At 53.3% G+C, this 14,187-nt stretch carries 11 protein-coding genes and 1 pseudogene; 3 read left to right on the forward strand and 9 right to left on the reverse strand.

Features of this window, described 5'->3' with window-relative positions; all coding sequences use genetic code 11:
- The first annotated feature begins 81 nt into the window (after positions 1-81).
- Positions 82-432 (forward strand): YkvA family protein, encoded by a 351-nt coding sequence (locus CAG11_RS24620; protein WP_085598378.1) that lies wholly within the window; start codon positions 82-84, stop codon positions 430-432.
- Positions 433-829: 397 nt separating this feature from the next.
- Positions 830-1,111, forward strand: a complete 282-nt coding sequence (locus tag CAG11_RS24625; protein WP_085598380.1) for a fructose-bisphosphate aldolase — start codon at positions 830-832, stop codon at positions 1,109-1,111.
- Positions 1,112-1,165: 54 nt separating this feature from the next.
- On the opposite strand, the gene CAG11_RS24630 is transcribed toward CAG11_RS24625, so the two are convergent.
- From CAG11_RS24630 to CAG11_RS24650, 5 genes are all read right to left on the reverse strand, one after another.
- Entirely contained in the window at positions 1,166-2,974 is a 1,809-nt protein-coding gene (locus CAG11_RS24630) for an AIPR family protein (protein WP_085598382.1), read from the reverse strand.
- The gene (locus CAG11_RS24635) at positions 2,974-3,987 is read right to left on the reverse strand and encodes a PD-(D/E)XK motif protein (protein ID WP_085598384.1); all 1,014 of its coding nucleotides are present in this window, start codon (positions 3,985-3,987) and stop codon (positions 2,974-2,976) included. Before CAG11_RS24635 ends, CAG11_RS24630 begins: the two co-directional genes overlap by 1 nt.
- On the reverse strand, positions 3,987-6,791 hold the full coding sequence (locus CAG11_RS24640) for a Z1 domain-containing protein (protein ID WP_085598386.1): 2,805 nt from the start codon (positions 6,789-6,791) through the stop codon (positions 3,987-3,989). The genes CAG11_RS24635 and CAG11_RS24640 overlap by 1 nt, the downstream gene beginning before the upstream one ends.
- 13 nt (positions 6,792-6,804) lie before the next feature.
- Positions 6,805-8,250 (reverse strand): ATP-binding protein, encoded by a 1,446-nt coding sequence (locus CAG11_RS24645; RefSeq protein ID WP_085598388.1) that lies wholly within the window; start codon positions 8,248-8,250, stop codon positions 6,805-6,807.
- 88 nt (positions 8,251-8,338) lie between these two features.
- On the reverse strand, positions 8,339-9,940 hold the full coding sequence (locus CAG11_RS24650; protein ID WP_085598390.1) for a DNA cytosine methyltransferase: 1,602 nt from the start codon (positions 9,938-9,940) through the stop codon (positions 8,339-8,341).
- A 29-nt stretch (positions 9,941-9,969) separates the two neighbouring features.
- Here CAG11_RS24650 and CAG11_RS24655 point away from each other — a divergent pair, with 29 nt between their 5' ends.
- Complete coding sequence (locus CAG11_RS24655) at positions 9,970-10,428, forward strand: very short patch repair endonuclease (protein WP_085598392.1); 459 nt, start codon at positions 9,970-9,972, stop codon at positions 10,426-10,428.
- Here CAG11_RS24655 and CAG11_RS33330 read toward each other — a convergent pair.
- From CAG11_RS33330 to CAG11_RS34185, 4 genes and pseudogenes are all read right to left on the reverse strand, one after another.
- Positions 10,406-11,389, reverse strand: a complete 984-nt coding sequence (locus CAG11_RS33330) for a hypothetical protein (RefSeq protein WP_143494747.1) — start codon at positions 11,387-11,389, stop codon at positions 10,406-10,408. The genes CAG11_RS24655 and CAG11_RS33330 overlap by 23 nt on opposite strands.
- A 190-nt stretch (positions 11,390-11,579) precedes the next feature.
- Positions 11,580-12,593 (reverse strand): Fic family protein, encoded by a 1,014-nt coding sequence (locus tag CAG11_RS24660; protein WP_085598394.1) that lies wholly within the window; start codon positions 12,591-12,593, stop codon positions 11,580-11,582.
- 234 nt (positions 12,594-12,827) lie between these two features.
- A complete protein-coding gene (locus CAG11_RS24670) occupies positions 12,828-13,715 on the reverse strand; it encodes a helix-turn-helix transcriptional regulator (protein ID WP_085598398.1) in 888 nt (295 codons plus the stop codon).
- Positions 13,716-14,049: 334 nt separating this feature from the next.
- Positions 14,050-14,187, reverse strand: a pseudogene (locus tag CAG11_RS34185) (RNA polymerase subunit sigma-24); the annotation flags it as partial.

The following is a 14,187-nucleotide window of genomic DNA, read 5'->3' on the forward strand; positions in this document are numbered from 1 at the left end:
CCAGGGAAGTTCTCTCCGCTGCCAGCGCACAAACGCAGCAGCCACCATGACCTGGCGCCCGTTACCCACAAGGAGTCCGCCATGGCCACCCTCCCCGCCCTGGAACAAAGCTTCCACCGCTGCCTCTGGCGCAAGATCAGCCGCTACGCCCTGCATGTCGGCCGCATCCTGATCACCAAGGCCCTGTGGCTGTACTACGCCGCCCAACGCCCGCAAACCCCAACCTGGGCCAAGGGCACCATCTACGGGGCCTTGGGCTACTTCATCCTGCCCCTGGACCTCATCCCCGACCTGCTGCCTGGCGCCGGCTACGCCGACGACCTCGGTGTGCTGAGCCTGTCGATCGCGGCGGTGGCCGCGCATATCAATCAGGAGGTCAAGCAGCAAGCGGCCGGACGGTTGGTGGAGTGGTTTGGGGAGTTGGGGGATTGAGCTGGCGCTGCGGGGTGGAGCGCACCGCACCTGCGCCAAGGCGAGCCAGCATCGGATGCATGGCAAGCTCAGCAACTCAGCCCGCCCCTACCGCAAATCAGGATCCGTCCTACAGCGGCGCCGTTGTTCCTGGTGCGCGGCATCCCTATAGTTTTTGGCGTCGCCGGCCTGGCCGGTGATGGGGTTTCGCAGCCTCAGCGGAAAAGTCGAACTACACCGTCAATGACAACTCAGGCACACTCGCCTGCGTTTCGCTTTATGGCGGCTGTGCGTGGGAGGCCTTCGGGCCTGCCGGGTTTACTCTTTTCCTCGGTCTGCGAACCCGCGTACAGCTGCCACCCCATTGATTCGCAGCAGTAGGTGGCAACTTTTCTATTTTTTTGAAAAGGACGACACCATGAATCCCCAGGATCACTCTGAACGCTTTATTCCCCTGACCCCGATCGCCAGCGATGGACCAGTGCTGTTTGTCGACAGCCACGCCCCGCTAGAGGATCTGCATGCATGCGCCAGCGAGCGGTTGCTCACTACGCTGGATTATCTGAATTTGATGGCCTGCGCTGGACTGCGCGACTCCAGCGACAAGGACATTGGCACCGTGACCAATACCGCCCGATTGTTGCTGCAAGATGTGCGGGATGTGTTGGCGGTGATTGAGACGCGGGCTTTTAGCGTGTGATTTACTAACTAAAGAAGCCGGTTCGTCGCCGGCTTCTTTAGCGATCAGAACAATTCAGGATATCTCTGGAATATCAGTAGCTGCTTCCGAGAAACTAAACTCCTTGACCTGTAACCAACACTCGAGCTTCTTGGCCCATTCGGAAATCATCCTCCCACCCGCACCACGGTGAAGCGCTTCATTTACTTCATGGGCCCAAGTAGCCAACTGTCTTTGTAGTTCAGGTGAAATCGCCTGAGCCTGCCAAATTTGGTGAAAGTTGAAATTATGTCCGAGTTTAAGTGCAAGAACCGAGACTGTGTACACAGTGATATTGCCTTGGAATGCTGGGAACAGAGGCCTGATCACCTTCTGAGCAGATTTGAACAAAATGGCCTTTGCAATCATATCCTTGAACTGGCGTTGATCCGGAATCACGTCCACTCCAGCATTTTCCCGCTCTCCCAGCTCATCCATGAAGGCCTGAAAGTTTTTCTGACTGCCCAGCCCTACAATGTGAGGCTTCTGCTCCCAAGTGAACAAAAACTTTGCCAGATCCGGTTTGGTGACCTTGCGGTAGGGGGGAATTGCTACCTGCAGTTTTTTCTTTTGAACAACCGTTGTCGCCTCTTTTTCGAGCATCACTTTGTAACTGCCAGCCGAGCGCTCATAGAACCAGCGTCCTACACCATCCGGGCAATATGTGCGCATGGATAGCTTTTCCAGCTCTCGGTGAAACGGCTTGTTTGCTGAAAGATCTGATTGCTTTACAACGTTCTGGCTATTGGCATAGCGAGAGATATTCGAGATCAATTCCTCGTCATCACCCTGGCCATTCCGGAGCACGATAATCTTCGCAGGAACTCGGACACTGCCGAGATCTATGTCGGGACTTTTTTTCTTGGCGAAGTAGATGGAGGCTGTAGTCTGTCCCCCATTGACGATTTGCATTCCCTGAAGCCATAGAATGCCAGTCGATCCGTCTGATGTACGATCCAGCTTGGCAGCATCGGCTACAACAACAATGCCATTGTTATAGGCCATGAATCGATCTGGGTTATTCCGCAAACTGTCACGGATTCCCTTGTTTACTCCTCTGCTACCAACCCCCAAGAAGGAACGTACGTTTGCTTCAAGAATGCGCGGCCCGTATTTCTCGTAGAGAAAGCGCAGAGCCTCGCCAGGAATTGCCGTCAGGGCATAGTCGTATTCATCATTGCCCGCCCCGGGGACCCATACACTCGGCAATGCAGTACCACAGAGATCCTGAAAGTTGACCACCAGTTCATCCCGCGGCCGCCCCTGCTGCCAATGGTTGAACAAACGCTGAATATCCATGACCTCAAGGCGAATCTGTTTGCCCTCGATATCTTGGGGGGCATAGTTCCTTGTCCTAACCTGACCATCGGTAATTACGAAAATCCGGATGCTATCCAGAGTTTTGAATATACGCTCAACTTCCGTGACAAGCGGATAAGCCTCGTTCGTTTCATCAAGCTCCTTTGAAAGCTTTCCCGTGGCGCAGAACTTGAGAAAATGCAGCCCTTGTTTGGCCGCTCTACCGATTTCAGGGTCCGGAATATCTTCAATGTCTTCAAGTCCCTTGTAGAGACTCACGAACAAATCCAGTCGGTCAGGATTTCCCTGTTCGTCGGTTGTATCCGAGACCGAGTAGCCACTGATTTTGACCTTGTAAGATCCGACCTTGGCACCGTAATGACAGACTGTTGGCTCAAAGGTTATTCCTTCGTCAGCCATATGAGTCATCACATGTTCAGTAAATACAGCCTCTGCTGGCACAGGGAGTTCCCCCGGAGCAACATCCTTCACAATTTCTTCTCGGACCGATGCTTGGGTGTCCCGCAAAAAATCCACAAGTTCCATCAAATGACTCCAAGTTGCTCAAGCACATCCGCCAGCGGATGGTTATCAGCCGGTATCAATGCCAAATCGAGCTCGTACTGCGCTCGACGAATGGCTGTCGAGACGCTGAAAGGCGTCAGCCTCGGGAACTCCGCATCAACGAGATGCATCCTTATTTCGCTCAACGAAAAACGACGACTGTAGTTCTCTGCATGCATATCCAGATACCCAGCCTGGTGAAGTGCCTGTTCGAAAAGCCTGGCCGCTGCGGGATCAGGCTCCAGCAGGCAGCGCAGATCTGTCACAGACTCGGGAAGTGACATTCCCGAATCCGCTGATCCGAAGCGAAGTGCGGCAAGGAAGAGTGGCGGACACTGGGACTCGTCAAGTTGGTCCAAGGAGGCAATTCTCACCGGGAAGCCGTCCGTTGCCATTGTGGACTTGACCTCTATCGCCCCCATGCCAATTTGAAAGTCATGAAGCCCGTCGAGCGGCCCTTTCCACCCCTGCACTGCCGAGAAAAGCAACACGCCTTCATCAATCAGATGCCGCAGTAAACAGAGCTCGCCCACAAGCCCCAGCTCGGCCTCAGGCCCCAGCCCCTCTCGTCCTTTTCGCATGAATTCCTGCCACCCGCGCACTCTTCCAAGCAGTCGCTGATACACAAGTTCTTCGGTACAGCCATTGCCGGAATCAAGCAGTCCGCATAAATCGGAGACTACGGCTGCAAACAGCTCCAGGCTACCCTCAGGCTGACGAATGATTGCAAGCCAGTGGTGATCACCTGCGGCCTCACCCAACCCGACACTTTCAATGCGAAATCCCTGCCCCTGAGGCAACTGCGAGGTAGGCGCCGTTCTGCAGTTTGCAAAACCGACCAGAACCGCCTCTTCATTTCCCGGCGCATGCCTGGCTGCCTTAACTCTGATTGTTGCTTTCTGAAAGAGATCAATCGACCGCCATCCTGGGACCGACGCGTTTCCGGGGAGGGCCCGCCAGATACCAAGCAACTCGGAACTACTCACTGCCGCCATTATTGTTGCTGCTCCCACATAAGATTAGTGACGACATAGGGCACCGATTTTCCCGCATTGCTGGAAGGAAAGCTGATTGCAAATGCAACTACAGGTACATCAACTCCCGAGACTTTAGATTCCTTTGGGTCAAGAAGGTACATAAGCAGAAGCCCTCTTTCGGGATGCGGCGCTACTTTTCCACGTCCCTGACCACGAACACGCCTAATGCAAGGTCCACTTGGTATCTCGGGCATTTCCTTGCTTCTGGACTTCCAGTCTGTACAAGTCCACTCAAGTGCGGCATTCCACGATAATTCATCAAAGTCCAAAGCTTCATCAGGAGGAGATAACAGGCGGCCAATGGAGTATTTGCTTTCATCTCCCTGAGACTTATTCATCCGTTTCATTCGCTTCACCGGAAACCCCGCAACATCCTCTGGATCAGCAATACCACCACCAATTACTGCGACAGTCCAAGAGGTAAGCTCGCCCGACCGACTCATCTCCTCGATGAAATTCGCAAGCAGATCACTTCTCACTTTTCGGGAATCCGGGTGTGTCTGGTACGCCCTCAGAAAGTCAATGACGGGCTGTGCCTCGACACCACTCCAGCTCACACCGCTCCATTTATCACTCCGACCGTTTCGGCTCTGCGGAGGAATCGGTGATCCCTTGCCCATGGCGCATACAAGAGAGTTGAAAGCCGCAATATTCTGTCTGAGCAGATTGGAGTCCCTGAAGAAGCTGACCGTCTCGACAATATCTCCACTGAAAGACAGATGCAGGGTTTTGGCGGTCCTCATTTTCAGGGGTGAAGTCACCATCAATACAGGGTGAGAGACAACCTTGAGACCGTACTGACGTGGGGTCAGCCCGCTTTCCATCATGAAGTCAAATTCTGCTCTCAGCTCTTCCGCTGCGTCGGCAATGTGCTCGAACCATTCAACCAGATCCGTCGTGGTGTAGAGACGACACAAGTCCAGATAACCCGGGCGGTAGCCAAACCAACGCCCCATTTGCATCAGCGTGTCGTACATTTTGGAAGCCCGAAGAAAATAGCTGACACACAAACCTTCAAGCGTAAGACCTCGGGCCAGCTTGTCTCCTCCAATTGCAATGACCTTCAATCCCGTGGCGCTGTCGACATAGTCCAGCGCATCCTTTGCAGTACCATTGATCATGCGCACATCGATCTGTTCCAGCAGATCCGGTAACGCTCGCTCTATCTCGAGCCAATTGTCGGCTTTGCGCTGATAGTCCTTTCCCATCTGCGTTTCAATTTCGTGGCTTGTCGCCAGGATGTCTCTGTCCCACAGACTACGCATTTCGGCCAACACACCCTCATGGTCGATGCGCCTTCTGAGCCGCTGCTTCAGCTGCATAACGTAATTGCGAACCTGCCCGTGTACATGCTGCTGAACCAGGTTGAATCGCGTGACGTGTACTAGCATCGAGCTGTGTTCGGCGCCCTGCCCCCGCAACTGGCGAATGGTACATGCCAGTACGAATGCCTGTATTGCCTCGACCAGCGAAGGAGGCATGACATCAGAAGGCACGTAATTGCTTTTATGGCCGGCAGGCATCCAGCCGCCCTTTCCGTCAGAGGAACAGTGGTCTGTGACTGGACGAACCAGATCAAGAGTGCCGATGCGCCCATTCTCTCCCGCCAGTCCGAACACCCTGGACGGACCGATGTAACTGGACGGCGCGGACAAATTGGTTATGAATGCTGCCGGGAACAGATCGGGCCCTTCCTTTGCCGTCTCTCCCTGCTCGTGGATATAGATGTTTGCAAACGGTGTGGCCGTATAACCGACATAGGCCTTTCTCGAGAAGGAATGCAGTATCTGGCGAATCAGCCTGTTGATTGCCGTGGGCTCATGTTCGAGATCCGGCTGGCCGTTTTCGTCCATTACCTTCTCACCGGTATCCACAGAGGCATGATCTGCCTCGTCATCAACGATCAGCAGAGGGAGATGGGTTACCAGTGGGCGGCCGGTTTCCGGGTCCGTCGTTTCTGCGACATGCTTGTGAATCCATTTCAGCAAACGCTGCAGAACTGTCTTGTTCTTCTTGACGACGAACAGCCACGGTTTCTGCTCGGGCGAGACACCTAGATTCTTCACGAACTTGGTGTTGAAGTCTCCAGTCTCTGTCCTGTTGGTAACGTACTGGGGACGCAATGCAGGAGAGGGATCAATTTTTCCAACTCCGATGGCCACGTTTCCCTCTCCCTCTATGGGACTGGTTTCATAGCCGAGAAACCCCTCATCCAGTCGCATCTGAGTCTGGGAGCGCAGGTTGTTGTGAAGCCCTGCCAGCACAATGATGATTTTGTATCCAGCGTCTGCCGCCTTACAGATAAGCCCCGTATAGTTTCCGGTCTTGCCCGACTGCACGTGGCCGACCACCATGCCACGACGATCCCAGGGACCTTCACGCCTAGGGTCCTCCAGCATGGAAAGAACATTGTCGGTGGTTTCATCGAGTGCCTCCACAGCACTCCATGGCAACTTCTTTTCCTGCCACTCTCTATAGCGGCGCCAGTAACGCCACTCCTTCTTGACCTCGCTGGTCAACCAGGGCACATGCCCGGCCATGTCGACAAGAGAGGACTCCTTTCCGACCCAGATACTGAACCGCCTGATAAGTTCGTCAGTGACGGCCTCACGATCCAACCCTTCAGCCTTGTTCGGCATGATCCTTAGCACCATGTCGATCTTTTGCGAAATAAGTGCAGGTGTAATTGCCGACTTGCCCTGCTCGTCCGCAATCATCTCTTGGACAAACTTGACCATGCTCCATTTGTTGTCTTCAGACATCCGTCGCAGCTCCTTAAAAATTGTCGGGCAGGGCATCTACCAATGAAGGGAAAGCATGGAAAGGCTCCGTTGTCCGAAGTTGCTCTCTGGCAGAAGAAGGCGAATATCCCTTTTTCTCGATCATGCTACGGTACATGACCATCAAAACCTCATTGACCTCACTGGACGGGGTCTTCTCAAAGCCTGTGCAGGGCGTATCCCTGTTTTCCGCCGTATCGATCCATATCCTCTGAACAGGGACTGTCTCCTCGATGATCCGCAGCATCGCTCTGATCTGCGGAAGCAGCCCCCCCGCATCATCTAGGACGTCTCTTATCGCGGGATGATCGCTGTCTATCCGGTACCGTATTCCACTCGCGAGGCGCTCGATCTTCCAGGCCTCGGCAACCTGTTTATTACCAAGCAACGTGGGCCTGCCTCTGTGAGCGAAGGCTCGGCGTGCCCGTCCACGGGTCGCTTCGGCAAGACGGGTCAGCCAGTCGCGTAGGTAAACCGGAGGTCTGGCAGTAGATTTACGGATATCGATCTTCCAGTCGGCATCGGCAGAATTGGGTATGTCCAGACGAATTCTTGCCAATCTGTGAGCTTCATCCTTTGTCCAGGATCTGCCGGCTCCCAGGCCTAGCCAACTGCCTGCAACCAGAAGGCGTTCGTTTCGATAAACATAAAACCCTTGCTGAGCCGTCCAGCCTTCAGGACCGCCCAATACTTCAAAATCCTCGCCAGAGAGCATGTCCTTGTGTGGTAGAACATGACACTCAGCCTCGATCCCCTTTAGGGTCGGGTGCCTGAATATGGGAGGATTGTAGGGTTTTCCCGGATGGTCCGTCATGAAGGGATCCCATGGTTTTACTGGTTGGCCATTGAGCAGAATTCTGAGGCGTGGTCGACTCCCTTCCAGATACCTGTGAAACACCATTCCAAGATGCTGCTCGACCTTGTCGGCCAGGTTCAGAAAGTCCTGAACGGTGCTTCCCGGAGTAATAATCCGGTCCAGTTCCTCCCAAAGGACCAAGGTCCCGCAGCCAGCTTCGGAAAGTGGCTCGGCAAACCCTTCAGAACCGGGGTGGGACCCCTCCAGCAAGTGCCAGCCACCATCGGAACTGTTCGCCAGATAGTCGAGATCCCAACGCAGAGACTGCATCCCATCCACACCAATAGTTGCCACGGTAAGTCTGCGACATTGTGAAAATGATGCAGTCTTGAGGCCCAGCCCGAAACGACCAAGGTCGGATGTTGATCGCTCTTCCAGCGGGTTGCGCTCTCCCAGCCTCATGGCAAGATCAAGCTCGGCTGCGGACATTCCGGCACCGTTATCAAGGCAGGTAATTCGACTATCTGTCTGGGCCCAGACGAATTCAACTCTGACCTCTGAAGCCCCTGCAGCAATGCTGTTATCAATGATGTCAGCCAGTGCCGTCTGCGTATTGTAGCCCAGCCCTCGCAATGCCTCGACCATTGCACTGGCCTTGGGCGGAGCATTTCGGCTCTTGAATGTGGGTGACAAAATAACGCTCCCTGTCATACCTGCAATGGTGGATTTGACCCTACTTCGCGTTTTTTCCACGCCTAACGATCCGGGCAACAACATCTGCAATTTGTCGAGCTAAAAGCGGCGGAACCGCATTACCAACTTGATGGAACTGTTGTGTTCTATTTCCGAGAAAGAAGTAGTTATCGGGGAAAGTCTGCAGTCGTGCAGCCTCGCGAACAGTCAGACTTCGGCATTGCTTCGGATCGTAATGAATAAAGTAGTGACCGTCCTTCGCGATGTGGCTGGTTATTGTGGTAGAGGGAATACCTGCTCTCTGGACACGAAAACGGTCACTGAACTTGCCCGTCGTCCAGTTCTTGTGATCAGGCGCCAGCCCGGGAAGGTTGAAATCTTGGTGCCCCTTGGGCGAATCCTTGTAAATCTCGGCAAAAGCGGCAGCGTAAACATACCTGCGCAGATCGGAGCTCATATGCCCCCTAGCCTCGTGGTTGAGCCAATACTTCAGTCTCGGGTCCTGCAGCCAGCCATCAAGAGGAGTTCCCGTTACTCCACTCCAGGCGTTCTTTTTCAGTACCCGCAGCCCCCCGGGGCTCATGTCGCGGCTGTCATAACTGCTGGCAAGAATGCCGAGTCTGGTTGCCAGCACAAGCCTTTCAGGTGTCTCACTTACCAGCTGAAGGCATTCATGATTCAGTTCCTTCAGGTGCTGACGCACAATCTCCGCCCAGGCATCAGGAGAGTCTTTCAGCCGAGTAAGGCTACTGCGCAATGGCGGCAGACTACCGATTATCTGATCTATTGTCGGTCCAGAGACAGGGGATAGCTTATGATCGCCCAGTGCATCCAGATACTCCTCGGAAACACCGAGAAGTATCACTCGATGCCTAGCTTGGGGGACACCGTACTCCTCTGCACAAATAATGTAGTTGCTTGGTTTGATGCTGTCAGAATCTGCTCCGCTTTCGTAAATATCATCGGCAACAAGAGAACAGATTCTGTACTTCGGGCCATTGCCACTTTCCCCAAACGCCGCATCCGGGTCAGCAAGATCCCGCAAAATCTGGGGAAACATCTGCTCGCCAGCGACCTGTGAGGAAAGAATGCCCTTCACGTTTTCCATCACGAAAACTGCAGGCCTCTTTTTCTGAATAATTCTCAGATACTCGCGATAAAGAAAATGTCGATGATCATTTTCTGCACGATAATCCAACTTCCCGCGGTTTCTTGCTCGGCCTACGATTGAGTAGGCTTGGCATGGAGGCCCGCCAATAAGAACCCATGGCCTTGTCTCATCGAGACGGCTTGCCAGAATTTTGTCGAGCCTGGTGTTCCCCTCTTCGGTACCCAGCTCCAACAGCTGTGCTTCATTGTCCGCATGCCTCCATGCTTCCAGACTCCTGGGCGTATGGGGCTCAGGCACATCAGCAGTTTCACAAAAGTTGTAGTAGTCCTCGAGGGCTTCGGGCTGTTTATTCTTCAGCAGTCGATAGAAGGCCCGGAGCCGAAGGGTGGAATGCGCAGAAACCTCCATTTCGGCGGAGACCTTTATCTCAAAGGTTTCACCATTAATGTCCGAATGAGAGGAAAATCCCTCCCCAAGACCACCAGGGCCGGCAAAAAGATCCACAACTTGAATGGGATAGCTACGACTCATGAAACCACGCTGTTTTGAGAAAATACGAAATGGATATCGTTGACCAAGCCACAAGATCCCGCATGATGGCAGGCATCAAGGGGAAAGACACCAGACCGGAGCTGGTTGTCAGACGCTTTCTGCATGCACATGGCTACCGCTTCCGGCTTCATCGAAGAGACCTGCCGGGAAAACCAGACATCATACTGCCTCGACTGAAAGTCTGTATTTTTGTGCACGGATGTTTTTGGCATCGCCATGCCGGCTGCAGGTACGCCGTATTGCCCAAAACACGTGTTGATTTCTGGATAGAAAAACTGGAATCCAACGTGGATAGAGATCGCAAGGTACTGCAGGAGCTGGATAGAGCCGGATGGCGGGTTTTCACCGTATGGGAATGCGAGCTCAAAACTCCCGAGGTAGCATTACCAGCACTACTTAAATGTTTGAGGGAGCTTGATTCACCAAAATTGGTGAATAACCCACTCACGAAGCCTTATCCAAGATGAGCAAAATATCTGAAACCCACGGATGGCACTCCCATCCACCAGATCCGGATTTTTTCAGATAGTGGTTCAGAGAGCCCGATAGAAGCTTATTGATATCCACCACGTGGTACCCCAGCACCAACTCCGCGTGAGCAGCTCTATCTCCCGGATTGTCTGCAAAGTATCTCAGGACATCTTGAGCTACTGTGCTGAGCTTGGCAGTGCGCTCCACAAGAGCACTCTCTTCAGGCGTTCTTACACTTGCAAGTGGAGGAAAGATTGGATTTTCAGTCCACAGAGCGTCGTTAAAAGGTTGGGTAAGATCAGGAATTACTGCACCCTTTTCCTCAGAAGCATAAGATCCGATAGCTCCCTGAATTCGGCTTGCAGCGATCCTCAGTGCCATATCGTCTATTTCTGGAGTTTGCGTCTCATCTGAGGCAGCCCAGTCCCAATCCTCCAGGCTTTCGTCTTCAATAGTTAACCTGATTTCTATTTCCGACTCCAAACCATCAACTGTGTTAGCGCAGAGGGCGATCGCATTTGATACCTCATTAGTAGGTAGTTGAGTCTGCAACAGGCTACTTAATCTTTCCGAGTCGTGTTTCTCGCATAGGAAACACACTAATAGCTCGCGGGCTTCCTGTTCGAGCTCCATGGATGTCAATGAAGATATTGCACGCACAATACTGTCTGGGAGGTTATCTCCAAACTGCGTACAAAGAAGTGAGAAGCACTCTTCTCTTAGAATCGGAAGTGAGACTGGCAATAGACGCGTGACAAGCACTCTCCATTCGGCAGCATCGAGTCGCCTATCAATATCTGCCGTGCCGCTTTCTTTTTCAATATAGATACAGCCACCTTCTACCGGCCAAAGCTGTTCTCTGTAGATGACAACAGACCGATCTCTATCCTTTCTGAAAGAGTGTGTAATGCGGTCAATTTCACGTCCACCACATATTACTCTTATCGTCTCTTCCATATCTTTTTCGCCTAGTCGAACGGCTAGCAATGCTCGACAACGCATGATGGCCACATGCCCTATCATGCCTAGAAAAGCCGCTACCTCCAAGAAGAGTTGAGTCGTACCGGATTTTCGCCCTACCCCTCTGACAGCTCATTGCCTCCTCAAGCAGACCACTGCTTCACCCGACCTCACAAAATTGGGTCATCTAGTTATTGGCCATCCACATCCCCCCTTCTGCAGTCAGTCGATACTTCTGTACCGGACTGCGTGGCGAATCTGGATCCGTCATTTCAACCAGTCCAGCGGCTAATGCCGGGTTCAGGTAGTTGTTACGGAAGGTGGGGCGATGTGCCAATTGCAACTGCTGCATCAGCTCCCCCGCTTTGAGGGCAACACCGCCATTCAGCACCTGAAGCAGTCGAGCTACTTGGTCGCTTACTTGATCGGTTACTTGGTCGCTTTGGCTGCTATCAAGCAGCGCCTGCTGCAACGCTTGCAACATGAATTCGACAAAAGGCGTGGCCTCGGTTTGTTGGTCCGCGGCACTCAGGGCAGCGTAATAAGCATCCTGTTGCTCGCGAATCACCGTCTCCACCGGCAGCCAGGCCAAAACGGGACGCCATCGACTCAATATCAACGTTTGCCACAAGCGCCCCATCCGCCCGTTACCGTCGGCGAACGGATGGATAAATTCGAATTCGTAGTGAAATACACAGCTGGCAAGCAGTGGGTGCAGGTCAGTGCTGGACAACCAACGGAGCAAGTCGTCCACCAGCGTGGGCACACGACTCGGCGGCGGGGCCATATGCACCAGCCTCTCCTCTCGGTAGATGCCTACTCCGGCACGACGCAACCGCCCGGCATCGTCGATAAGCCCGTGCATCAGTAGGCCATGAGCCTCCAGCAAGTGTGCCCGTGAGTCTGGCTGCCAGCCGGACATGGCCTCATAGGCGGTAAAGGCATTGCGCACCTCCTGGATCTCACGGGGCAGGCCTAGCACCCGTCGGCCATCCAGCACAGCCGTGACCTGCTCGATAGTCAGCGTGTTGTTCTCGATGGCCAGCGAAGCCTGGATGGTGCGAATACGATTACCCCGTCGCAGTTGTGGCGTCAGGGTCGACTCATGCCGCGCCGACAGTCGCCCGACCAGCTCGCTGATCTCGGCGACCAAGGCGAGCATGGTTGGGGTTAGGGTCAACGGCGGCCGGTAGCGGCTCATGGGGTTGTCCGTTGTGTTGTGAGTGGCTTGCGCCGGTGCGAGCACAAACCTCCCACGTTCTGGCCGTCGGTGAGAGTGCTGGCGGCCTCTTGGCCCGTCATGGACTGATTCCTACTGTCGATGCAGATGAATTGCGCAATGGAAAATGAAAAACCGATCACGAAGATACGGCCTAGGATGGGCTGCATGATACCGGGCTCGTGGCTTTTCGAGCCATTTTCAATGCCTATCTCTTTAACTCTCTAACTCCTCCATCATTTCTCGCGCAGCTTCGAGGTATTCCGTTAGCGGCGCCTCCACTAAAGCAACATGCATGGGAGCAAAATAATTCAACTCCCCGCTGTAAGCATTTTCTAAGCGTATTGTGGACGGGGTTGCACAATCAGCCTCAATAGCAAGCTGATAGGCATCGGACCGATCTGCTTTGAAGCTAATTAGAGATCCGTTGTTCAGATAAACTTTTGTATGCTCAAGAAGTTCATAAGCAGCTTTCTCATCGAGCTCATGCTCCTCAACAAGATCACCAATAATCTTTTTCATAGCCAGAGAGTTTTTGGACTCGAACTCCTCCTCGTCCCAAAAATACTCACCTATTCCACGGTAAATTTCTGCCCCCCAACCCTGATAGCTATCGAGGGAAAGCACCCAGTCACCATCATCAGGCTGATCAGCAGCATCATCCAAAAACCGAATCCTCTGCATCAGATCAGGATTTACTATCAAAATTTTATTGTTAAGCGTGCTAAGCAGTAGCCAACCTGAAGAGGAATGCCGCTCCGACAGTAAACGACTAACCCTTCCACACTCGCTTTCGGTAATCGGATACCACTGGCTTTTTGCCTTCCCGGGAAGAAGAAGCCCGATATGCCCCCAAAATCCGTCAATATTTTCGTCCTGAGGGTTCCAATGCTGTGAGGGTATCTTGGCCCGCCCGACTGAATACTCCAGCAAGTCGTCCACGCTCGTCCCCATTAGCGTTGCGATGTCCCTCAACATAGCGAAATTTGGCTCAGCATCCCCTCGCTCCCATCGAGCAACTGTCTGCTGCGAGACATTTAGATGATCCGCTAATACCGCCTGAGTTAGGCCTAAGGCCTTACGCAACTCTTTCAATCGCTCCATCACTCGCCCTCAAAAACACTTAAAATGTGTTTTTACTCTGAAAACGAGTAAACATCAATATATCTATCGACAGATACATGCTCATACGTGATACGAGGCCGGAACGCTGACGTAAACATCTCGATAGGCTCACGAGATGCGAACGGGTTCTCTTAGGTATGAAGGGTCTTGAGACACTCTTGGTGACGGGCTTAAAAAGCTGCGTTTATCCAGTCAATCCACGGTCATCGTTAACGAGCATCGCGAGCAATCAAGCGTCCACCGGCTGCTCCTACAATAGGATCAGTGGCCTTGGTTTGTTGGCCCGCAGCCCCAGGGCTGCGCAATGTGAGCCTCACACCAACACCCCACTCCCCAACCCCACCAACTTATCCGGATTGCGCATGATAAAGACGCGGTTCACCCTTCCCTCCGCGTCATACCCAAAACTCACCACCGCCACCACCTCCCCCTCCCCGCGCAACACCACCCC

Source organism: Pseudomonas sp. B6(2017) (assembly GCF_002112765.1).
Classification (GTDB): domain Bacteria; phylum Pseudomonadota; class Gammaproteobacteria; order Pseudomonadales; family Pseudomonadaceae; genus Aquipseudomonas; species Aquipseudomonas piscis.